This is a genomic window from Nocardioides marinisabuli, assembly GCF_013466785.1.
Lineage (GTDB): Bacteria > Actinomycetota > Actinomycetes > Propionibacteriales > Nocardioidaceae > Nocardioides > Nocardioides marinisabuli.
In genome coordinates, this window is sequence record NZ_CP059163.1 from 3,996,368 (window position 1) to 4,018,483 (window position 22,116).

19 protein-coding genes are annotated in these 22,116 nt (G+C 73.7%); 8 read left to right on the plus strand and 11 right to left on the minus strand.

Going from position 1 to position 22,116, the window contains the following annotated elements; genetic code table 11:
- Positions 1-4 precede the first annotated feature (4 nt).
- The gene (locus H0S66_RS19230) at positions 5-523 is read left to right on the plus strand and encodes a beta-class carbonic anhydrase (protein WP_179616792.1); all 519 of its coding nucleotides are present in this window, start codon (positions 5-7) and stop codon (positions 521-523) included.
- A gap of 7 nt (positions 524-530) precedes the next feature.
- Here H0S66_RS19230 and H0S66_RS19235 read toward each other — a convergent pair whose 3' ends face one another.
- Together H0S66_RS19235 and H0S66_RS19240 are read right to left on the minus strand one after the other, a co-directional pair.
- Positions 531-1,976, minus strand: coding sequence for a glycoside hydrolase family 3 protein (locus H0S66_RS19235; protein WP_219633592.1), 1,446 nt, complete (start codon positions 1,974-1,976; stop codon positions 531-533).
- Positions 1,977-2,291: 315 nt separating this feature from the next.
- On the minus strand, positions 2,292-4,406 hold the full coding sequence (locus H0S66_RS19240) for a DNA gyrase/topoisomerase IV subunit B (RefSeq protein WP_179616793.1): 2,115 nt from the start codon (positions 4,404-4,406) through the stop codon (positions 2,292-2,294).
- 332 nt (positions 4,407-4,738) lie between these two features.
- Here H0S66_RS19240 and H0S66_RS19245 point away from each other — a divergent pair, with 332 nt between their 5' ends.
- Positions 4,739-4,975 (plus strand): DUF7455 domain-containing protein, encoded by a 237-nt coding sequence (locus tag H0S66_RS19245; protein WP_179616794.1) that lies wholly within the window; start codon positions 4,739-4,741, stop codon positions 4,973-4,975.
- Positions 4,976-5,135: 160 nt separating this feature from the next.
- On the opposite strand, the gene H0S66_RS19250 is transcribed toward H0S66_RS19245, so the two are convergent.
- Entirely contained in the window at positions 5,136-6,611 is a 1,476-nt protein-coding gene (locus tag H0S66_RS19250) for an RNA polymerase sigma factor (RefSeq protein WP_219633593.1), read from the minus strand.
- Positions 6,612-6,753: 142 nt separating this feature from the next.
- On the minus strand, positions 6,754-7,335 hold the full coding sequence (locus H0S66_RS19255; RefSeq protein WP_179616795.1) for an HhH-GPD-type base excision DNA repair protein: 582 nt from the start codon (positions 7,333-7,335) through the stop codon (positions 6,754-6,756).
- 1,250 nt (positions 7,336-8,585) lie between these two features.
- Between H0S66_RS19255 and H0S66_RS19260 the strand changes: the two genes are divergently transcribed.
- A complete protein-coding gene (locus H0S66_RS19260; RefSeq protein WP_179616796.1) occupies positions 8,586-9,734 on the plus strand; it encodes an MFS transporter in 1,149 nt (382 codons plus the stop codon).
- A 24-nt stretch (positions 9,735-9,758) separates the two neighbouring features.
- A complete protein-coding gene (locus H0S66_RS19265) occupies positions 9,759-10,937 on the plus strand; it encodes an AI-2E family transporter (RefSeq protein WP_179616797.1) in 1,179 nt (392 codons plus the stop codon).
- Between the two features lie 62 nt (positions 10,938-10,999).
- On the opposite strand, the gene tpx is transcribed toward H0S66_RS19265, so the two are convergent.
- Both tpx and H0S66_RS19275 read right to left on the minus strand, forming a co-directional pair.
- Complete coding sequence (tpx, locus tag H0S66_RS19270) at positions 11,000-11,494, minus strand: thiol peroxidase (RefSeq protein WP_179616798.1); 495 nt, start codon at positions 11,492-11,494, stop codon at positions 11,000-11,002.
- A 53-nt stretch (positions 11,495-11,547) separates the two neighbouring features.
- Positions 11,548-11,946: a universal stress protein gene (locus tag H0S66_RS19275; RefSeq protein ID WP_179616799.1), complete on the minus strand. Its 399-nt coding sequence runs from the start codon at positions 11,944-11,946 to the stop codon at positions 11,548-11,550.
- A 134-nt stretch (positions 11,947-12,080) separates the two neighbouring features.
- Here H0S66_RS19275 and H0S66_RS19280 point away from each other — a divergent pair, with 134 nt between their 5' ends.
- Positions 12,081-12,530 carry a hypothetical protein gene (locus H0S66_RS19280; protein WP_258017004.1) on the plus strand — a complete coding sequence of 150 codons (450 nt, stop codon included), beginning with the start codon at positions 12,081-12,083 and terminating at the stop codon, positions 12,528-12,530.
- On the opposite strand, the gene H0S66_RS19285 is transcribed toward H0S66_RS19280, so the two are convergent.
- Together H0S66_RS19285 and H0S66_RS19290 are read right to left on the minus strand one after the other, a co-directional pair.
- Entirely contained in the window at positions 12,527-13,990 is a 1,464-nt protein-coding gene (locus H0S66_RS19285; RefSeq protein ID WP_179616800.1) for a glutamate-cysteine ligase family protein, read from the minus strand. The genes H0S66_RS19280 and H0S66_RS19285 overlap by 4 nt on opposite strands.
- Before the next feature lie 54 nt (positions 13,991-14,044).
- Entirely contained in the window at positions 14,045-14,980 is a 936-nt protein-coding gene (locus tag H0S66_RS19290; RefSeq protein ID WP_179616801.1) for a DUF4192 domain-containing protein, read from the minus strand.
- 118 nt (positions 14,981-15,098) lie between these two features.
- On the opposite strand from H0S66_RS19290, the gene H0S66_RS19295 reads away from it, so the two are divergent.
- Positions 15,099-16,475, plus strand: a complete 1,377-nt coding sequence (locus H0S66_RS19295) for a DNA polymerase IV (protein WP_179616802.1) — start codon at positions 15,099-15,101, stop codon at positions 16,473-16,475.
- Here the strand turns inward: H0S66_RS19295 and H0S66_RS19300 are convergent.
- From H0S66_RS19300 to H0S66_RS19310, 3 genes are read right to left on the minus strand one after another with little or no spacing between them, the layout of a single operon-like run.
- Positions 16,459-17,325 carry a 5-oxoprolinase subunit C family protein gene (locus H0S66_RS19300; protein WP_179616803.1) on the minus strand — a complete coding sequence of 289 codons (867 nt, stop codon included), beginning with the start codon at positions 17,323-17,325 and terminating at the stop codon, positions 16,459-16,461. The two genes, H0S66_RS19295 and H0S66_RS19300, sit on opposite strands and share 17 nt — an antisense overlap.
- Positions 17,322-17,963 (minus strand): 5-oxoprolinase subunit B family protein, encoded by a 642-nt coding sequence (locus H0S66_RS19305; RefSeq protein WP_219633594.1) that lies wholly within the window; start codon positions 17,961-17,963, stop codon positions 17,322-17,324. Before H0S66_RS19305 ends, H0S66_RS19300 begins: the two co-directional genes overlap by 4 nt.
- 18 nt (positions 17,964-17,981) lie before the next feature.
- The gene (locus H0S66_RS19310; protein ID WP_179616804.1) at positions 17,982-18,686 is read right to left on the minus strand and encodes a LamB/YcsF family protein; all 705 of its coding nucleotides are present in this window, start codon (positions 18,684-18,686) and stop codon (positions 17,982-17,984) included.
- 37 nt (positions 18,687-18,723) lie between these two features.
- On the opposite strand from H0S66_RS19310, the gene H0S66_RS19315 reads away from it, so the two are divergent.
- A complete protein-coding gene (locus H0S66_RS19315) occupies positions 18,724-20,895 on the plus strand; it encodes a S9 family peptidase (protein ID WP_179616805.1) in 2,172 nt (723 codons plus the stop codon).
- A 250-nt stretch (positions 20,896-21,145) separates the two neighbouring features.
- On the plus strand, positions 21,146-22,114 hold the full coding sequence (locus H0S66_RS19320; protein ID WP_179616806.1) for a sigma-70 family RNA polymerase sigma factor: 969 nt from the start codon (positions 21,146-21,148) through the stop codon (positions 22,112-22,114).
- The last annotated feature ends 2 nt before the right edge of the window (positions 22,115-22,116 follow it).

Here is a 22,116-nt window from a genome sequence, read left to right on the forward strand (position 1 = left end):
GGCCATGGCCGACACGCACCCCACCTCCAACGCCGGCTTCGAGGACCTCCTCGAGGCCAACCGCAGCTTCGCCGAGTCGTTCGAGTACGCCGGTTTCGACGGCATCGCCAAGGCCGGCGTGGCGATCGTGACCTGCATGGACTCCCGCATCGACCCGCTGGGCATGCTCGGGCTCTCCGCCGGCGACGCCAAGATCTTCCGCAACCCCGGCGGCCGGGTCACCCCGCAGGCCCTCGAGGCGCTCGTGCTGGGCACCCACCTGCTCAACGTGCAGCGCATCCTGGTCATCCCGCACACCCGCTGCGCGATGGCCAGCGCCACCGAGGCCGAGCTGCACGAGCGGGTCACCGCCTCCGCCGGCACCGACTCGACCTGGCAGCCCTTCAACGTGGTCACCGACCAGCTCGCGACGCTGGCCGACGACGTCGCGAAGGTGCGCACCCACCCGCTGGTGCCCGAGAGCGTCGTGGTGGGCGGGTTCGTCTACGACGTCGACACCGGCCTGCTGACCCAGCACGCCTGAGCGGGGCTCAGCAGCCCCGGCGCGCCACCCCGGGCACGTCGACCGGCAGGCGCCCCGGGGCCCGCTCGCGCCCCAGGAGCACGTCCACGAGGGCCGACATCGCCCCCGAGGTCTCGCCGTACGTCGCGATCCGCACCGGGGCGCTGGAGCCGCCGAGCAGGTAGGGCCGGTCGGTGGCGACCACGACCCCGGTGTCGGGCGCGACTCCCCCGCTGAGCAGGTGCACCGGCGTGCCGTCGACGACCCGCACCGGCTCGGTGCGCCGCCAGCGGCGCAGCGCGGCCCGGTCCTTCTTCCTGCGCCCGGTGCTCTCCGGGCGCGGCGGCTTCTCGAAGCGCACCTCCCCCAGCGCCATCCCGGCCGACCGTGCCGCGGCGCGGAACGCCGCCACGGCCGCGTCGCCGCCCAGCGGCACCACCGCACCGCGCACGAGCGGTCCGCGGCAGGCCCCGGCCGCCACGGTCACCGCGGCGGCCGAGAGGCGGCGCGAGGCGGCCCGTCCGCTGCCGGGAGGGGCGGGGTCGCCGGTGCGGTGGTGCTCGAGCAGGGCGATGGTGCGCGCAGCGGCCTGGCGCAGCCGGTCGCGCCCCAGCCGCCCGTCGCGCACGGCGCGCACGATGGCGGCGCGGGTGGCAGCGGGGTCGGGCGGCATGAGCACCACGTCCCCGCCGGCGCGCAGCACCTGCACCGCCGGCGTACGACGCCCGCTCACGGCGGCCATGTCGAGCGCGTCGCTCATCACCACGCCCTCGAAGCCCAGCCGCTCGCGCAGCAGCCCGGTGACGACCGGGCGCGACAGGCTGGCCGGCACGCCCGGGTCGACGTCGGCCACGGCGATGTGACCGGTCATCACGGCGGGCAGCCCGGCCTCGACCGCGGCCCGGAAGGGGCGCAGGTCGGTGCGGGCCAGGGCCGCGACGGGGCGCCGCTGCACCGGCAGCGCGAGGTGGCTGTCGGTGGTCAGGGAGCCGTGCCCGGGGAAGTGCTTGACCACCGGCACGACGCCGGCGTCGCGGAAGCCACGGGCGGCGGCCACCACCTGGCGGGCCACCGCTGCCGGGTCGGAGCCGGCCGAGCGGCTGCCGATCACCGGGTCGCCGGGCCCGGTGGTGACGTCGGCGTCGGGGGCGAGGTCGACGTTGATCCCCAGCCCGCGCAGCTCGCGGCCGCTGGCGGCGTACGTGCGGCGGGTCAGGGCCGCGTCGCCCGCCGCGCCGGTCGACATGAACGCCGGGAAGCCGGTCGCCTGCCCGCGCACCCTCGCGACGGTGCCGCCCTCCTGGTCGACCGCGACCAGGAGCGGCCACGCCCGGTCGACGTCGCGCTGCAGGCCGCGGGTGGCGCGGCGCAGCTGGTCGGTGGAGGAGACGTTGTCGGCGAAGACCACGACCCCGCCCAGGTGCAGCCGCTGCACCAGCGCGGTCGGCGCCCCGGTGCCGCTCCACCGCGCCACGATGACCTGGCCGGCCAGCTCGGGCAGACTCAGCCGCGCCGTACGCCGCGCCGCGGTGTCGAGCTCGGCCCGGCTCGGGCCCCAGCCCGTGCGCAGCCCGAGTCGCTGCGAGGCGCTGCGCGGCTCGGGCGCCGGGGCGTCGGTGGTCGTGACGTCGCCGCCCCCGGCCGCTCCCCGCCGTCGGGCCCGTCGGGTGCACCCGTGCAGCCGGCAGCGAGCACGCCCAGCGCCAGCAGGGCGGCCGTGCGGCGACGCGGCGCGGGACGGGAGGAGGGCACGCCCCCATCGTCCCAGCAGGCCGGTGAGGCCCCGCGCTCAGGCGTCGAGCGCCTCCATGTCGACGTCGTAGGCGCCCTGGACGATGAACTCCTTGCGCGGCGCGACCTCGGAGCCCATCAGCAGCTCGAAGACCTGGCTGGCCACGTCGGCGTCGTCGACGGTGATGCGGCGCAGGGTGCGGCGGCGGGGGTCCATGGTGGTCTCGGCCAGCTGGTCGGCGTCCATCTCGCCCAGGCCCTTGTAGCGCTGCACCGGGTCCTTCCAGCGCACGTTCTTCTTCTTCAGCTCGGCGAGCTTCCGCTGCAGCTCGTCGTCGGAGTAGGTGTAGACGTACTTGTCCATGCCCTTCTTGGGGTTGGACAGCTCGATGCGGTGCAGCGGCGGCACGGCGGAGTAGACGCGCCCCTCGGTGATGAGCTCGGGCATGTACTTGAAGAACAGGGTGGCGAGCAGGCAGCGGATGTGGGCGCCGTCGGAGTCGGCGTCGGCCATGAAGATGATCCGGCCGTAGCGGCGTGCGTCGAGCTCGAAGGTGCGCCCCGAGCCGGCGCCCACGACCTGGATGATCGAGGCGCACTCGGCGTTCTTGAGCATGTCGCCGACGGAGGCCTTCTGGACGTTGAGGATCTTGCCGCGGATCGGCAGCAGCGCCTGGAAGGAGGAGTCGCGGGCGAGCTTGGCGGTGCCCAGGGCGGAGTCACCCTCGACGATGAACAGCTCGGTGCGCTCGTTGTCGTTGTCGCGGCAGTCGGCCAGCTTGGAGGGCAGCGCCGAGGACTCCAGGGCGTTCTTGCGGCGCTGGGTCTCCTTGTGCTGGCGCGCGGCCAGGCGGGTCTTGGCGGCGCCGACGACCTTCTCCATGACGAGCTTGGCCTGGGCCTTCTGCTCGCGCTTGGAGGAGGTCAGCCACTCCTTGAGCTCGCGGGCCACGACCTTGCGCACGACGGTGCGCGCGGCCGGCGTACCGAGGATCTCCTTGGTCTGGCCCTCGAACTGGGGCTCGGCCAGGCGCACGGTGACCACGCCGGTCAGCCCCTCGAGCACGTCGTCCTTGATGACGTCGGCGTCGTTGACCTTGAGCGCCTTGGTCTGGCGCATCACGTCGTTGAAGGTCTTGGTCAGCGCCTGCTCGAAGCCGCTGAGGTGGGTGCCTCCCTTGGGGGTGGCGATCACGTTGACGAAGGAGCGCATCTCGGTGTCGTAGCCGGTGCCCCAACGGATCGCGACGTCGACGACGAGCTCGCGCTCGATCTCCTGGGGCGTCATGTGGCCCTTGTCGTCGAGCAGCGGCACGGTCTCGGTGAAGGTGTCGCTGCCCTGCAGGCGCAGCACCGAGGTGACGGCCTCGTCGGGGGCCAGGAACTCGGTGAACTCCGAGATGCCGCCGTCGTGGCGGAACCTCTCCTCGACCGGCTCGTCGCCGCGCAGGTCGCGCAGCACCAGCTCGAGACCGGGCACGATGAAGGAGGTCTGGCGGGCGCGGGTGACCAGCTCGTCGTAGACGAAGGTCGCGTCCTTGGTGAAGATCTGGCGGTCGGGCCAGAAGCGGATGCGGGTGCCGGAGCGGCCCTTGGCCACCCGGCCGCCCTTGCGGGTCAGGCCCGAGCGGGGCTCGAAGGAGCCGCCGAGGCCCTCGCCGTCGAAGACGCCGGGCACGCCGCGCTGGAAGGACAGGCCCTGCACAGCCGGCGAGCGCTCGACGTCGATGTCCATGCGCGAGGACAGGGCGTTGACGACCGAGAGGCCCACGCCGTGCAGACCGCCGGTGGCGACGTACGAGCCGCCGCCGAACTTGCCGCCCGCGTGGAGCTTGGTGGCGACCACCTCGACGCCGGGCAGCCCGGTCTTGGGCTCCTTGTCGGTGGGGATGCCGCGACCGTCGTCGTGCACCTCGACCGAGCCGTCGGGGTGCAGCACGACCTCGACCCGGGTGGCCGACTCGGCCAGCGCCTCGTCGACGCCGTTGTCGATGATCTCCCACAGGCAGTGCATGAGCCCGCGGGTGTCGGTCGAGCCGATGTACATGCCCGGGCGCTTGCGCACCGCCTCGAGTCCTTCGAGGACGAGGAGGTGGGCGGCGTTGTAGGTGTTGTCGGCGATCGTGGGGCTCCTGGCAGGGCGTGCGTACGGCGGGTGCGCACCGCGACCCATCCGGGTACGGGTGCTGCTACGAATCTAGGTCACGACACGCCGGCGCCCCGAACAGGCTCGCCCGCAGGGGCACCGCTAGCGTGGAGAGACCCAGGAAGCACAGCAGCACGAGTGCCGACCACGTCACGATGTGGACACGATCGGGACGGGATTCTGAGATGACCCCCGCACCGCTAGGACCGGCAGTCACACTGGGAGAGCACGGACAGGCGGTCTCACCCGGATGGTCGGGTTGAGACCCTCGCAACAGGGGAACCAGAACTACAGCGGGAATCTTGGGTCCCCTCGATACGTTGAGCCAAGCACCGAGTGATCGAAGAAATGAGGCCGATGTGACCACCACAGTTGCCCCCAGCGCCCCGCTGACCGCAGTGGACCGCTGCGACCGTTGCGGAGCCCAGGCCTACCTCCGCGTAGAGCTGCAGAGCGGCGGAGAGCTGCTCTTCTGCGCGCACCACGCCCGCGAGCACGGCGACAAGCTCAAGGAGATCGCCTCCAACGTCGTGGACGAGACCCACAAGCTCACCTCCGACTCGCCGATGGCCGCCAAGGCGCCCGAGACCGAGTGAGCCCGATGGAGTGAGACCACTCCCCTAGCGCTTCACCAGCAGGCCCCCGGACCCAGGTCCGGGGGCCTGCTGCGCGTCGGGGGTCGAGACGGGCCGGGTACGACGAAGCGCCCGGGAGCCGTGGGGCTCCCGGGCGCTTCGTGGTGTCGAGCGGTGCGACTCAGTCGAGGTAGTCGCGCAGGACCTGCGAGCGCGACGGGTGGCGCAGCTTCGACATCGTCTTCGACTCGATCTGGCGGATCCGCTCGCGCGTCACGCCGTAGACCTTGCCGATCTCGTCGAGGGTCTTGGGCTGGCCGTCGGTGAGGCCGAAGCGCATCGAGACCACACCCGCCTCGCGCTCGGAGAGCGTGTCGAGGACCGCGTGGAGCTGCTCCTGCAGCAGGGTGAACGAGACCGCGTCGGCGGGCACGATCGCCTCGGAGTCCTCGATGAGGTCACCGAACTCGGAGTCGCCGTCCTCGCCCAGGGGCGTGTGCAGCGAGATCGGCTCGCGGCCGTACTTCTGGACCTCGATGACCTTCTCGGGGGTCATGTCGAGCTCCTTGGCGAGCTCCTCCGGGGTGGGCTCGCGCCCGAGGTCCTGGAGCATCTGGCGCTGCACGCGGGCCAGCTTGTTGATGACCTCGACCATGTGGACCGGGATGCGGATGGTGCGGGCCTGGTCGGCCATCGCGCGGGTGATCGCCTGACGGATCCACCAGGTGGCGTACGTCGAGAACTTGTAGCCCTTGGTGTAGTCGAACTTCTCGACCGCGCGGATCAGGCCGAGGTTGCCCTCCTGGATCAGGTCCAGGAAGAGCATGCCGCGACCGGTGTAGCGCTTGGCCAGCGAGACGACGAGTCGCAGGTTGGCCTCGAGCAGGTGGTTCTTGGCGCGGCGGCCGTCCTCGGAGATCCACTCGAGCTCCTCGAGGAGCTTGGGACCGATCCGGCCGCCCTTGGCCATCTTCTCCTCCGAGAAGAGGCCGGCCTCGATCCGCTTGGCGAGCTCGACCTCCATCTCGGCGTTGAGCAGCGGGACCTTGCCGATCTGCTTCAGGTAGTCCTTGACCGGGTCGGCGGTGGCACCGGCGACCATGACCTGCTGCTCCGGCTCACCGGAGTCGTCGGCGTCGGAGACGACGAAGGACGCGTCCTTCTCGTCCTCCTTGATGGTCGGGTCGTTCTTGACGTCCTTCTCGAACTGCTCGTCCGGGACGTCGGGCAGGATCTTCTTGCCGTCGGGGCCCACGACGGGCGTGGCCTCGACGACCGCCTCGACGGTCTCGACCGGCTCGGCGGCGGCCTTCTTCGCCGCCGTCTTCTTGGCGGGTGCAGCGGCCTTGGCGGGCGCTGCCGCCTTCTTCGCCGGCGCCTTCTTGGCCGCGCTGGCGGTGGTGGTCTTGCGCGTCGAGGTCGCGGCGACGGCGCGGGCGGAGCTCGCGGCGCCGATGTGCACCGAGATCCCCAGTCCGCTCAGGTGGGCGAGCAGCGCCTTGAGGTGCTTGGGCTCGATCGCCGCATCCTCGCTGGCCTGCCTCACCTCCTCAGGCGTCAGGCTCCCCGTGGGGGTGCCGAGCTCGATGAGGGCCACCACGGACGGATGGGCGAGCACCTCGGCTGGGATCTTGCGTGCGTTCGAGGACACGAACACCTCTCGTGTGCTGACGTGTGGGCGCGGCAAGGCCCGGAGTCGTCAAGAGCCGCAGTGGTCATTCTGCCACGGGGGTGGTGGCCGGTCCGCATCAGGGCGCCCGGGGCGCTCAGTCGGGCCTCAGGTCACGCTCAGGCTGCGCTCAGGAACCGGGCGACGACGTCGCCGCCTTGGCCGCCGCCTTCTTCTGCTTCTTGAAGTCGCGCACCTTCTGCAGCGAGGCGGTGTCGACGACGTCGGCCACCGACCGGTAGCCCTCCTGCGAGTAGTCCCCCACGACCTTCTCCCAGCCCTCGGGACGCACGTCGAGCTGCTTGGCGACCAGCGCCACGAAGATCTGGGCCTTCTGCTTGCCGAAGCCCGGCAGGGCCATCACCCGCTTGAGCAGGTCCTTGCCGTCGGCGGCCTCCAGCCACAGCCGCTCGGCGTGCCCGTCGTAGTCGTCGGTCACGATGCGCGCCAGGTCCTGCAGCCGGGCCGCCATCGACCCGGGGAAGCGGTGGATCGCCGGCGGCGTGGCGCACAGCGCGGCGAACTCCTCCGGGTCCGCGGCGGCGATCCGCGCCGGCTCCAGGCCGCCGAACCGCTCCAGCACCTTGGCCGGCCCCCGGAAGGCGTGCTCCATCGGGTACTGCTGGTCGAGCATCATGCCCACCAGCAGCGCGAACGGGTCGTCGGTGAGCACCTGGTCGGCGGCGTCGTCGCCGGTGATGTGGATCGCCATGCGGGTCATCCTCCCACCACGCCGGTGACCGGGGTCTCGACGCCGAGCCGGCCCGTTCGAACCGGCCGGGTCGGCGTTGACCCGCCGTTGGTTGAGCAGCGAGGGCCGAAGGCTCGAGCGTCGCCGAAACCCCCGTGAGCACACGGCGTACGGCGGGCGCGGTCCTCGCCGGGTCTCGACGACGTTCCTCGCTGGCGCTCGTCACTGCTCGACCAACGGAGGCCCCCGTTGGTTGAGCAGCGAGGGCCGAAGGCTCGAGCGTCGCCGAAACCCGGTGAGCCCACGACGTACGGCGGGCACGGTGCTTGCGGGGTCTCGACGACGCTCCTCGCTGGCGCTCGTCACTGCTCGACCAACGAGCACGTTGGTCGAGCAGCGAGGGCCGAAGGCTCGAGCGTCGCCGAAACCCCGTGAGCCCATGACGTACGGCGGGCACGGTGCTTGCGGGGTCTCGACGACGCTCCTCGCTGGCGCTCGTCACTGCTCGACCAACGGAGGCCCCCGTTGGTTGAGCAGCGAGGGCTGAAGGCTCGAGCGTCGCCGAAACCCCGTGAGCACATGGCGTACGGCGGGCACGGTGCTTGCGGGGTCTCGACGACGTTCCTCGCTGGCGCTCGTCACTGCTCGACCAACGGAGGCCGCCGTTGGTTGAGCAGCGAGGGCCGAAGGCTCGAGCGTCGTCGCAACCCCGTGAGCCCATGGCGTACGGCGGGCGCGGTTCTCGCGGGGTCTCGACGACGTTCCTCGCTGGCGCTCGTCACTGCTCGACCAACGGAGGCCGCCGTTGGTTGAGCAGCGAGGGCCGAAGGCTCGAGCGTCGTCGCAACCCCGTGAGCACACGGCGTACGGCGGGCACGGTTCTCGCGGGGTCTCGACGACGTTCCTCGCTGGCGCTCGTCACTGCTCGACCAACGAGCACGTTGGTCGAGCAGCGAGGGCCGAAGGCTCGAGCGACGTCGAAACCCCGTGAGCACATGGCGTACGGCGAGCGCGGTTCTCGCGGGGTCTCGACGACGTTCCTCGCTGGCGCTCGTCACTGCTCGACCAACGGAGGCCCCCGTTGGTTGAGCAGCGAGGGCCGAAGGCTCGAGCGTCGCCGAAACCCGGTGAGCCCACGACGTACAGCGAGCGCGGTCCTCGCGGGGTCTCGACGACGCTCCTCGCTGGCGCTCGTCACTGCTCGACCAACGCGGCGGTGGCCTCACCCGTTCGGCGGTGTGGGGGGTGGGCGGGACGGGTAGGCCGGGGCCGTGCAGTCATCAGAGATCCGAGCGGCCGCCGGGGGCGCTGCCGTCGTGGGTGTCGCGTTCGGCATGGCGCGCTACGCCTACGGGCTCACGCTCCCGGACATGCAGGCGGAGTTCGACCTGTCCGAGCAGCTGACGGGACTGGTGGCCAGTGCGACCTTCGTCGGCTACCTCGTGGGGCTGCTTGGGGTGCCGGTGCTGGTCGCCCGCCGCGGTCCTCGGGCCCCGACCTCAGTGGGTGGCGCCTGCGGCGTGCTGGGCTGTTCGCTGGTCGCGGTCTCCCCGACCCCCGCGGTGCTGGCGGTCGGGGCCGTGCTCGCCGGGAGCGCGGCGGGGTGGGTGTGGGCGCCGTACTCGGACGTGCTGCGGGCCGTCGCCGCGCCCCGGCACCGGCCGACGCTGCTGGCCGTGGTCACCACCGGGACCGGGGTGGGCCTCGTCGGCCTCGGTGCGCTGGGGCTGCTGGCCCCGTTCGTCTCGTGGCGCCTGACCTGGGCCGGGATCGCCGTCGCCGCCGCGGTGGCCGCGGTCCTCAACCTGCGGCTCGTGCCGGCCCTCCCGCCGCCGGAGCGCCAGGAGGGAGGCGGCCGGCTGCCGTGGGCACGGCTGCTCGTCCCGCTCCTCTACACCGTGGCGTACTTCGTGGCGGTGACGGTCTACTTCACCTACGCCAGCGACGCCGCCGAGGAGGCCGGCATGGCTGACTGGGCGCCGGCACTGGTCTTCGCGCTCATCGGTCTCGGTGGCCTGGTCGCCTTCTGGACCGGCCGGATGACGGCGCTGCTGGGCCCCACCGGGGTGGGCGCGGCCAGCCTCGGCGTCGTCGGCCTGGCGCTGGTCGGGCTCGGTCTCGCCCCGGGCGGGGCGCTGGTGCTGGCCTCGGCGCTCGTGCTCGGGGCCGGGTTCATGGTCGGGTCGTCGGTGCTGGCCATCTGGACCGCCGAGGCCTCCCCCGAGCGTCCCGGCACCGCCTTCACCGCAGCCCTGGTCGTCGGGGCGGTCACCTCGATCGTGACGCCCACGGTGACCGGCGCACTCGTGCCGGGCGCCGGGCTCGGCACCGTGCTGGTGCTGGCCGGTGGGCTGGCCGCGGCCTGTGCCGCGCTGCTCGCCGCGACGGGGCCGGCCCGGAGCGTGCTGGCCCGGGGGTGAGCGCGCAGGTCCTAGTCTGCTCGCATGCACCCCCACCACGCCGCCCGCACCCCGACGCGCGAGCAGGTCGTCGGTCGAGGCATCGACTGGATCGCCCGGTGGACCGTGCGCTGGCTGCTGGTCGCGCTGGGCGCGGTCGCGCTCGGCTGGCTGGTCGGCAAGGGCTGGTCGATCATCCTGCCGGTGGTCCTGGCGCTGATCCTGACCACCGTCCTGCAGCCGCCGGCCCGCTGGCTGGAGCGTCGTCTCCGGTTCCCGGCCGCGGTCGCGGCCCTGACGGTGATCCTGGTCGGGCTCGGCCTGGTGGGCGCCCTGGGCGTGACGATCGCGCCGTCGGTCGGCGAGCAGGCCGTCGAGCTGGCCGACTCGGCCTCGCTGGGCCTGGCCGAGGTGGAGCGGCTGGTCGCCGAGAGCTCGCTGCAGATCACCCAGACCCAGGTCGAGACCGCCGTCAGCGCCGCCCAGGACCGGCTGCAGTCCAGCGCCAGCAGCATCGCCTCGGGCGTGCTCGTCGGCGTCGGCGCCGTCACCTCGGCGCTGATCACCTTCATCCTGACCCTGGTGCTCTCGTTCTTCTTCCTCAAGGACGGGCCGCGCTTCCTGCCGTGGGTCCGCCGCCTCACCGGCGAGCGTGCCGGCCCCCACCTCGTCGAGGTCGGCGACCGCGCCTGGTCGACCCTGGGCGGGTTCGTGCGCACCCAGGCGCTCGTCGGGCTGATCGACGCCGTGCTGATCGGCATCGGGCTCGTCGTCGTCGGCGTGCCGCTGGCGGTCCCGCTGGCCGTGCTCACCTTCATCGCCGCCTTCGCCCCCATCGTCGGCGCGGTCGCCGTCGGGGCGCTGGCGGTGCTCGTGGCGCTGGTGGCCAACGGCTGGGTCTCGGCCCTCATCGTGCTGGCGATCGTGCTGGGCGTCCAGCAGCTCGAGGGCAACGTGCTGCTGCCCTGGCTCCAGGGACGCAGCCTGCGCCTGCACGCGGGCGTCGTGCTGCTGACCATCGTGCTGGGCTCGACCCTCTTCGGTGTCGCCGGCGCCTTCCTGGGTGTCCCCGCCGTGGCGGTGCTCGCGGTCGTGCTTCGCTACCTCGACGAGCAGGTGCAGGAACGCACCGGACCCCGTGAGGAGCCGCCGGGCAGCGAGGCGGAGGAGCCCCTCGAGCCGGACGCGCCGGACGAGCCGGTCGAGGACCCCCAGGACGCCTGAGACGACACGACGCCCGCCCCGCTGCTGCGCGGGGCGGGCGTCGTACGTCGTGGGGTGGCGGCTCAGGCGAGCGCGGCGGCCACCGCGGCGTAGTCGGGCTCCTGGGCGATCTCGGGCACGAGCTGGCTGTGCAGCACGGTGCCGTCGGTGTCGATGACCACCACGGCGCGGGCCAGCAGGCCCTCGAACTTGCCGTCGGTCAGCGCCACTCCGTAGTCGTGGCCGAACGAGGAGCGGAACGTCGAGGCGGCCACGACGTTCTCGATGCCCTCGGCACCGCAGAAGCGGGCCTGGGCGAAGGGCAGGTCCTGCGAGACGCAGATGACCTGCGTGTCGGCCAGGCCGGCCGCCATCTCGTTGAACTCGCGCACGCTGGCCGCGCAGACGCCGGTGTCGACGCTGGGGAAGATGTTCAGCACGGTGCGCTTGTCGGTGGGGCGGGTGACCTCGGTGGTGAGGTCGGTGCCGATCAGGTGGAAGTCGGGAGCGGTGCTGCCGATGGCGGGGAGGTCACCCACGAGCGTGACGGGGGTGCCTCCGAGTGCGGTGGTGGTCATGGGTGGTTTCTACCACCGCGCTCCACGCGCGCGCCCAGGTGTCCGCCGAGAGGTCAGGCCTTGACGGCCAGCACGGGGCAGGACGCGTCGAGCAGGATGCGCTGGGCGTTGGAGCCCAGGATCAGCTTGCCGACCGGCGAACGACGACGCAGCCCGATCACGAGCAGCTCGGCGTCGTTGTCGGAGGCCAGCCCGATCAGGTCCTCGGAGGGCTCGAAGCCGCGCACCAGCTGGCGCAGCTCGAAGTCGACGCCGGCGCCCTCGAGCTCGGCGCGCACCTCGTCCAGCTCGGTCTGCGTCCTGCTGGCCGCCTCGGAGTCGTACTCCTGGCCGCCGCGGTGGGAGGAGACGACCACGAGCCGCAGGCTGCGCAGCTTGGCCTCCTCGATCCCCCGCGCCAGCGCGGCGCGCCCCTCGGGCTTGTTCACGTAACCGACCACGACGGTGCCCATCGGTCCTCCTCGACCAGCTCGGTGCGCACGGCCGGTCCGACCGCGCTCCTGGCACGCTAGCCGATCGCGGCTCACCCCCGGCGCCTGTGGAGGAGCCGCGTCGGACAAGCCTGCGAGGCGGCAGGCTGGTCGACGTGCCTCCCACCCCGCCGCCGTCGCCCGCCGACGGCGAGGGCCTGCACGAGCCGCTGCCGCGCGAGCTGGAGCGCACGCTGCGGCTGGCGGTGCTGCGCCACGTGGAGTCCGAGCCCCGGCGCCGCCACCCGACGGTGGTGCACGTCGGGCTCCCCGACGACCACGAGAACGTCTTCGCCTGCGCCCCGGGCGACCCCGCCGACCTGGGGGTCCGCACCGACGTGCTGCTGGCCCTCCTGGCCCGCGCGCCCCAGGACCGCCCGCTGGTGTGGATCACCCGCCCCGGCGAGCTCGTGACCCAGGACGACGACGCGTGCTGGGTGGCGGCGACCCGGGCGGCCGCCGGCGAGCTGGGCCGCCGCGTCGAGCTGGTGCTGGTCGGCCGGCACGGCTGGCGCGACCCCCGCTCCGGCCTCTCGCGCACCTGGAAGCGGCTGCGGCCGCGCTAGTCCCAGGTGTGCACGGGCTCGTTGGTGTGCATCCGCTCGCGGTACTCCAGCACCGTCGCGCGCAGGGCGTCGTAGCGGTCCTGGTCGCCCCGGCGGCGCATCCGCTGCACGAACCACTCGGCGCCGTTGACACCGGTCAGGCAGCGCTGCTCGATGATGCCGAGCAGCCGGTCGCGCACGTCGGCCTCGACGCCCCACGACTCCAGCCCCTCGTGGGCCATCGGCAGCAGCCGGCGCAGCACCAGCTCGGTAGCCGGGACCTGGCCCACCCCGGGCCAGTAGACCTGGGCGTCGATGCCCTGCTGCGCGGCGACGTGGAGGTTCTCCTCGGCGGCGCTGAAGGACATCTGCGACCACAGCGGGCGCGGCGAGTCGACCAGGGCGCGCACCAGGCCGTAGTAGAAGGCGGCGTTGGCCACCGTGTCGACCACGGTCGGGCCGGCGGCCAGGAGCCGGTTCTCGACCCGCAGGTGGGGCACGTCGTCGACCACGTCGTAGACCGGCCGGTTCCAGCGGTAGACCGTGCCGTTGTGCAGCCGCAGCTCGGACAGCGCCGGGGTGCCACCGGCCTCCAGCACCTCCAGCGGGTCCTCGTCGTCGGTGACCGGCAGCAGCGCCGGGAAGTAGCGCACGTTCTCCTCGAAGAGGTCGAAGACCGAGGTGATCCACCGCTCCCCGAACCACACCCGCGGACGCACGCCCTGGGCCTTGAGCTCCTCGCTGCGGGTCTCGGTGGCCTGCTCGAAGAGCGGGATGCGGGTCTCGCGCCACAGCTCGCGGCCCAGCAGGTACGGCGAGTTGGCCGCCAGCGCCAGCTGCGGCGCCGCGATCGCCTGCGAGGCGTTCCAGTACGCCGCGAACTGGTCGGGCGAGGTCTGCACGTGGAACTGGGTGCTGGTGCACGCCGCCTCGGGCACGATCGAGTCGGCGGTGGTCTCCAGCGACTCCTCCCCCGAGATCGAGATGGAGATGTCCTCCCCGCGGGCGTCGAGGATCTGGTCGCTGAGCAGCGCGTAGCGCGGGTTGGCGCTGAGGGTCTGGCGGGTCATGTGGCCGTCGGCCAGGGTCGGCAGGATGCCGATCATCAACAGGTGCGCGCCGACCTCCGAGGCCTTGGCCTCCGCGTCGTCGAGGTCGCGGCGCAGCTCGTCCTCGAACTGCGTCAGCCCGCCCTCGCGCAGCCGGGCCGGGGGCACGTTGATCTCGATGTTGTACTGGCCCAGCTCGGTCTGGAAGTCGGGGTCGGCGATGCGCTCGAGCACGTCGGCGTTCTTGAGCGCCGGGTCGCCGCGCTCGTCGATGAGGTTGAGCTCGACCTCGAGCCCGGTCATCGGGTCGTCGGTGTCGAACGCCGCCTCGCGCAGCATCCTGGCGAACACGTCGAGGCAGCGCCGCACCTTCGCCCGGTGCCGCGTGCGGTCCGCGCGGCTGAACTCCTGAGCCTCGACCTCTTCACCCATGCCTCGACCCTAGGCCCACCCGCGGCCCCGGGGCACCCTCCCTCAGGCGGGCCCTCAGGCGGGGCGCCCGGCCGGCGCCCACGCCCCCGGCGGCACCGCCCGCTCCAGCAGCTGGGCCACGTAGCCGCCGAGCACGTGGTCGGGGTCGACGGCCAGGCACCGGTCGACGGCGCACCAGGCCAGCGCGCCGCTGCCCGAGAGCCAGGCCGCGAAGCCCAGCACCGCCGCCGCGCCGGGGAGCCGCTCGTCGGGGGTGCGGCGCACCACCTGCGACCACAGGTCGACGTGCAGCACCGCGTCGGCACGCGTCATCGAGAGCCACGCCACGTCGCGCACCCGCGGGTCGACCAGCGCCTGCAGCAGGCCGGCCAGCTCGACGGGCCCGGGCTCGCGCCCGGTCGCCAGGCAGTCGGCCAGCAACGCGGAGACCTCGTCGGCGCCCAGGGCGGGCGTGCGTGCCAGGACCCGCGCCACCTCTGCGCGCCGCCCCGGGTCGGGGTCGAGGCTCGCGGCGAGCTCGTCGCGCGAGCGGTGGGTCACCCGGCCGTCGAGCACCGCCTGCGCGCGCAGCGGGTGGGCGCTGACGTCGTACGGCGTGCCGGTGCCGGGGCCGATGGCCGGCCAGTGCCGGCTGCCGTCGGCGCGGATGGTCTCGAGCACCTCGATGCCCGCGGCACCGAACGCGTCGACGAGGCTGCGCGCGCTGCGCCGCGCGGCATGGGCGTCGTGGGAGTAGAGGACCAGCAGCACCCGCGACACCCGGTGGTGCACGGCGGGCTCGACCAGCAGCCTGCTGATCGCCGCCACCTCGGCGTCGGTGGCGCCCGGCGGCGGCAGGTCCAGCCGGGCCTGGAACTGGTGCTCGGAGCCGAAGGTCAGCATCACCACGCAGTCCTCGGGCTCGAAGCCGAGCACGACCGGCACCAGGGCCAGGACGTCGACGGGGGCGCGGGCCACGAAGGTCCGGGTGGGCATCTCTGGAGTCGTCATGCCACGAGGCTGTCCGCGGAGCCGCGCCTCCGCACGGGCCCGCGGTCCGGCTGGGGACGGTCCGCCCGCAGCCACCGCCTGTGCACGACCGGCGGCCCGGCGCAGGTAGCGTGCCGGAGTGCGTTCCCAGGCCTCGGTCCTCCACCTGGACCTCGACGCCTTCTTCGCCGCCGTCGAGCAGCGCGACAAGCCCTCGCTGCGCGGCAAGCCCGTCGTCGTCGGCGGCGTCGGCGGGCGCGGCGTGGTCGCCACCGCGTCGTACGAGGCGCGGGTGCACGGGGTGCGCTCGGCCATGTCGACGCGCGAGGCCCGCTCGCGCTGCCCCCACGCGGCGTTCCTCTCGGGTCGCTTCCACGCCTACCGCGAGGCCAGCGGCGTGGTGATGGGCCTGCTGCGCGAGGTCTCCCCGCTGGTCGAGCCGCTCTCGCTCGACGAGGCGTTCGTCGACCTCGAGCAGGCCGGGCTGCCCGACCTGGAGGTCGCCACCGTCACCGACTTCGCCCAGGACCTGCGCCGTCGCGTGCACGAGGCCACCGACGGGCTGACCGCCTCGGTGGGGGTGGCCACCAGCAAGCTGCTCGCCAAGATCGCCAGCGACCTCGACAAGCCCGACGGGCTGGTCGTGGTCGCCCCGGGCACCGAGCAGGAGCTGCTGCGCCCGATGCGGGCCACGATCATCCCCGGCGTCGGCCCCGCGACCGCCGAGCGGCTGCGGCGCGCGGGCATCACCACGGTCGCCGACCTCGAGGAGGCCGGTCTCGACGAGCTGGTGCGCCTGCTGGGCCGGGCCCACGGCGGCGGGCTGCACCTGCTCTCCCGCGCCCGCGACGACCGCCCGGTGGTCGCCGAGCGCGAGGCCAAGTCGGTCAGCGTCGAGGGCACCTACGACACCGACCTGTCCGACCTGCGCCTCATCGAGGGGCTGCTGGCGCGCCAAGCCGGCGAGGTGGCCACCCGGCTGCGGGCCGCCGGGCTCTCGGGGCGCACGGTGACCATCAAGGTCCGCTTCCACGACTTCACCACCCTGAGCCGCTCCACGACCCTCGCCTCCCCCACCGACCACGGCCCGACGGTGGCGCGCAGCGCCCGGGCGCTGCTGGCCGAGCTGGTCGCCGGGCCCGACACCGGGCCGCAGGTGCGCGCCGGCGTGCGGCTGCTGGGCGTGGGCGTCTCGGGCCTGGCCGACTGGGTGCAGGAGGACCTCTTCGCCGACGCCGAGGACGACGGCGCCGAGGAGGAGGACGAGGAGCTGCCCGAGCCGCCGCGCGCGCGCCACCTCGGCGCCTGGGCGCCCGGCATGGACGTCGTGCACGCCGAGCTGGGCCGAGGCTGGGTGTGGGGCGCGGGACGGGGCGTGGTGACCGTGCGCTTCGAGACCCGCGAGACACCCGCCGGCCCCGTGCGCTCCTTCCCCGACGACGACCCGGCGCTGAGGGCCTGGACACCACCCGTGCCCGAGGAGCCGGCGCAGGACCCGCTCAGCGGGCCCGCGTGAACCGCACCGGCTCCCCCGGTCGCAGCTGGGCGCACTGCCACAGGTCGGCCGCCTCGACGACCGCCACCACCGGGTAGCCACCCGTCGGCGGGTGGTCGGCCAGGAAGACCACCGGCAGCCCGCTCGGCGGCACCTGCACCGCCCCCAGCACCATCCCCTCGCTGGGCAGCTCGCCCGCACCGGCCAGCCCGAGCGGGGGCCCCTCGAGCCGCAGCCCCACCCGGTTCGACTCCGCGCCGACGACGTACGACGTCGCGCACAGCCCGGCGAGCCCGCGCGGGCCGAGGCGCTCGGGGCGTGGGCCGGGGTGCACCCGCAGCAGGCCGGTGGGCCGCCCGGTCGGGGACGCGGCGGGCGCCTCGAGGGGGGCGGGCGGGGCCGTGGGCGTCCCCAGCGCGAGCACCTGGCCCTCGGCCAGCACCGGCGGCCCGACCCCGGCCAGGGTGTCGGTGGCGCGCGAGCCCAGCACCGGCGTGACGTCGAGGCCGCCGGCGAGCGCGACGTAGCTGCGCACCCCGGCGCCCGGGGCGCCCAGCCGCAGCACCGCTCCCGCGGGCACGAGCTCGGCGCGGCCCAGCCCGACCGCCCGGCCGTCGACGCCCACCGGGGCCGCCGCCCCCGTCACCGCCACCCAGGTGGCGGCGGTCGGACGCAGCGCCAGCCCACCCAGGGTCACCTCGAGCAGGGCGTGGCCGGGCGGGTTGCCGACCAGCCGGTTCGCCAGCGCGGCGGCGGGCCGGTCGAGCGGCCCGGCGCGTGGCACCCCCAGGTGCTCCGACCCCGCGCGCCCCTGGTCCTGCACCGTGCACAGCGGCCCGGTGGCCAGCACCTCGACCGACCGGGCGCTCACGACGGCTCCGCCACGACGAACCGGACCCGGGTGCCGGGGGCGAGCAGCGCGGGCGGGTCGCGCTCGACGTCCCACAGGCGGGCCTCGGTGCGGCCCAGCAGCCGCCACCCGCCCGGGGAGGCACTGGGGTAGACCCCGCACCAGGAGTCGGCCACGGCGACCGAGCCGGCCGGGACCCGCGGTCGCGCCGAGTCCAGGCGCGGCACCGCCCACTCCTCGGGCAGGCCCGAGAGGTAGGCGAAGCCGGGGGCGAAGCCGCAGAAGACGCTGACCAGCTCCAGACCGGTGTGTCGGGCCACCGCCTCGTCGCGCGAGAGCCCCCACCGGGCGGCGACGTCGTCGAGGTCGAGGCCGTCGTAGACGACCGGGACCTCGATGGTCGGGCCGTCCGCCGGGCTCGACGCCGGATCCTCGGGGTCGGGGCGCCACGCCTCGAGCAGCGCCGCTGTGGCGGCGACGTCGGCGGGGTCGAGCCCGTCGAGCAGCACCGTGCGCGCCGCGGGCACCACCTCGACAGCCCGTACGCCGCTCCCCCGCACCCAGGTCGCCAGGGCGAGGGCGGTCGGGGCGTCGGCGACCTCGGCCAGCAGCGCCGTGGGCCCGAAGGGTCGCACCCGTGCCCCGCCCAGCCCGCTCACCACCCGCTCACAGCCCGCTCACAACCCGCGCAGCGTCCAGCCGGCGTCCTCGAGCGCGGCCCGCACCGCCCGGGCGTGCTCGACGGCCCCGGGGCTGTCGCCGTGCACGCACAGCGAGGCCAGCTCGACCACCCCGCCGGGGGGCTCGCGCAGCAGCCGCAGCGCCTGCGCGGCCACCTCCTCGGGGCCCTCCAGCAGCGCCCCCGGCTCGCTGCGGTCGACCAGCCGCCCGTCGGCGGCGTACCCGCGGTCGGGGAAGCCCTCGTGGCGCACCGTGCGGCCCCGGCCGGCGGCGAGGTCGAGCAGGACCCCGGGCATGCCGAGCACCGGGAGGTCGCCGGAGCCCTCGAGCACCGCCTGCGCCTGCTCGGGGTCGTCCATGGTGCGGTGGTAGAGCGCGCCGTGCGGCTTGAGGTAGCGCACCGTCGTCCCCGCGGCCGACGCGATCTCGGCCAGGGTGCCGACCTGGTCGGCGACCTGCTCGCGCAGCAGGTCGGCCGCGACGTCGAGGGGACGACGACCGAAGTGCTCGCGGTCGGCGTACGAGACCTGCGCACCGACCGAGACCCCGCGCCGGGCGGCCTCCTCGCAGACCGCGCGCATGATCGCCGGCGAGCCCGCGTGGTAGCCGCAGGCCAGGTTCGCCGAGGTCACCACGCCCAACAGCACGACGTCGTCGGTGACCTCCTCGCCCAGGTCGGCGTTCAGGTCGACGTACCGCATGTGCGGACGCTATCGCCCCGCCTCTAGGTTGGCAGCCATGTCCTCCTCCACTCCTGAGCACCCGCCGGTCGCCCCGCCCGTCGCCGAGCGCCGCCCGACGCAGCGCGAGATCCACGGCCGCACCCGTCACGACGACTACGAGTGGCTGCGCGAGAAGGACTCCCCCGAGGTCCGCGCCCACCTCGAGGCCGAGAACGCCTGGACCGAGGCGCGCACCGCCCACCTCGCCGACCTGCGCACCCGGATCTTCGAGGAGATCCGGGCCCGCACCCGCGAGACCGACCTGTCGGTGCCCACCCGCAACCGCGACCACTGGTACTACGGGCGCTCCTTCGAGGGCCGCGAGTACGGCGCGACCTGCCGGGTGCCGGTCTCCGGGCCCGACGACTGGACCCCGCCCACCCCCGCCGAGGACTGCGCCCCCGACCAGCCGGCGCTGCCCGGCGAGGAGGTGCTGCTCGACCTCGACGCCCTGGCCGAGGGCCACGAGTTCTTCTCCCTGGGCGGGGCCAGCATCAGCCCCGACGCCACGCTGCTGGCCTACAGCGTCGACGTGGTCGGCGACGAGCGCTACACCGCGCGCATCAAGGACCTCGCCAGCGGCGAGCTGCTGCCCGACGTGATCGAGGGCGTCATCCACGGCACCACCTGGGACCGCGCCGGCGAGAACCTGTACTACGCCACCGTCGACGAGTCGTGGCGCGCCGACAAGATCTGGCGCCACCGGCTCGGCACCGGGCAGTCCGAGGACGAGCTGGTGCACCACGAGCAGGACGGCCGCTTCTTCGTCGGGGTGGGCCGCACCCGCTCCGACCGGTTCCTGGTCGTGGCCTCCGGCAGCAAGACCACCTCGGAGTACCGCTTCCTCGACGCCGACGCCCCCGAGGCCGGCTGGCAGGTCTTCGCCGAGCGGGTCGAGGACGTCGAGTACTCGCTCGAGCACGCCGTCATCGCCGGCGAGGACCGGTTCCTGGTGCTGCACAACGCCACCGGCCCGGACTTCGAGATCGCCAGCGCGCCCGTCGCCCCCACCCCGGCCTCCGGCTGGACGCCCCTGGTGGCGCACGCCCCGAGCGTGCGCCTCGAGGAGGTCGACGCGTTCGCCGGTCACCTGGTGGTCCACCAGCGCAGCCAGGGCCTCACCCAGCTGCGCATCATCGAGCTCGGCCCCGAGGGCGTCGGCGACGACTACCTCGTGCCCTTCGACGCGCCCGTCTACACCGTCGGCGCGGGCGGCAACCTGACCTTCGACCAGCCGACCGTGCGCCTGGGCTTCACCTCGATGGCGGTGCCCTCGTCGGTCTACGACTACGACGTGCGCAGCCGTGAGCTGACGCTGCTGCGCCGCACGCCCGTGCTGGGCGGCTACGACCCGGCCGACTACGAGGAGCACCGGCTGTGGGCCACCGCCGAGGACGGCGAGCAGGTGCCGATCTCGATCGTGGCGCGGCGCGGCTCGCGGGAGGACGACGGCGGCGGCACCCGACCGGTCCCGACGCTGCTCTACGGCTACGGCTCCTACGAGGCCTCGATCGACCCCTACTTCTCTATCGCCCGGCTCTCGCTGCTCGACCGGGGCGCGGCCTTCGCGATCGCGCACGTGCGCGGCGGCGGCGAGATGGGCCGGCGCTGGTACGACGACGGGAAGATGGCCAAGAAGCAGAACACCTTCTCCGACTTCGTCGCCTGCGCGCGCCACCTCGTCGCGACCGGCTGGTCGCGCCCCGAGACGCTGGTCGCCGAGGGCGGCAGCGCCGGCGGGATGTTGATGGGCGCGGTGGCCAACCAGGCCCCCGAGCTGTTCACCGGCATCGTGGCCCAGGTGCCGTTCGTTGACGCGCTCACCACGATGCTCGACGCCAGCCTGCCGCTGACGGTCACCGAGTACGACGAGTGGGGCAACCCCGAGGCCGACCCCGAGGTCTACGACTACATGGCCACCTACGCGCCGTACGACAACGTGACCGAGCAGGACTACCCCGCGATCCTCGCCGAGACCTCGCTCAACGACACCCGGGTGCTCTACGTCGAGCCGGCCAAGTGGGTGGCCCGGCTGCGCGCCACCGCGCCCGACCACCGTCCCGACGTGCTGCTGCGCACCGAGATGTCGGCGGGCCACGGCGGCGTCTCGGGGCGCTACAAGTCCTGGCACGACCGGGCGTTCGCGCTGGCCTGGATGCTCGACCGGATGGGGCTGGCCGACGCCTGAGGTGCGGTGCGGTGTGACCTCGCTCCCCCTCCGGGGTGAGAGCCATCCGTCGCAGGGTGGGCACCGAACAACCAGCGAGGCAGCGAGGCCCTGAGAAGTCCCTGAGAGTTGATGATTCATGCAACTCCGGGGTCGGGCCGGACGTCCTTGATGGTGAAGGCTCCACGGCGGAGCGGGAATCCGCACCGCCGCCGGAGCGTTGAGACGACGTGGGAGCGCGAGAGCGACCACGTGACTGAGGAGGGGTTCCATGGCCACCCGCACCGCCACCCGTACCGCACCCAGCGCCGGACGCGAGATCGAGGGACGCGACAGCGTCGGTCTCTACCTCGACGAGATCGCTCGCAACCCGCTGCTCGACGCGGCGGCCGAGGTCGAGCTCTCGCAGACCATCGAGGCGGGCCTCTACGCCCAGGCCCTCCTCGACGAGGGCCGGGTCGGGCGCCGCAAGGGCGGTGCCCCCGGCCGGGCCACCCAGGAGGAGCTTGAGTGGCTCGCCGAGCAGGGCCAGCAGGCGGTGCAGACGTTCATCACCGCCAACCTGCGCCTCGTCGTCTCCATCGCGCGCAAGTACGGCCGGGCGCAGATGCCGATGCTGGACCTGATCCAGGAGGGCAACACCGGCCTGATCCGTGCGGTCGAGAAGTTCGACTACACCAAGGGCTACAAGTTCTCCACCTACGCCACCTGGTGGGTGCGCCAGGCCATCACCCGCGGCATCGCCCAGCAGGCGCGCGTGGTGCGGCTGCCCGTGCACGTGGTCGAGGAGCTCAACCAGGTCGGCGGCGCCCGCCGCACCCTGGAGCGCCAGCTGGGCCGCGACCCCGAGCCGGCCGAGATCGCCCTCGAGCTCGGCATGGACGTCGACCGGGTGCTCGACCTGCTGTCGTGGGGCCGCGAGCACGTCTCGCTCGACACCCCCGTCGACGAGGACGGCGACACCTCGCTGGGTGACCTGATGGCCCAGGAGACCTCCCCCGGCCCCGACCTCAACGTCATCGACGTCGAGTCCCGCGACCGTCTCAACGCCCTGGTGGGCCACCTCGACGACCGTGCGGCCGACATCATCCGCTCGCGCTACGGCCTCAGCGACGGCCGTCAGCACAAGCTGGCCGACATCGGCGCCAAGCACGGCATCTCCGCCGAGCGGGTGCGCCAGCTCGAGCGCGAGGCGCTGCAGAAGCTGCGCCGCTTCGCCGACCCCGACCTGGCGGCCTGAGC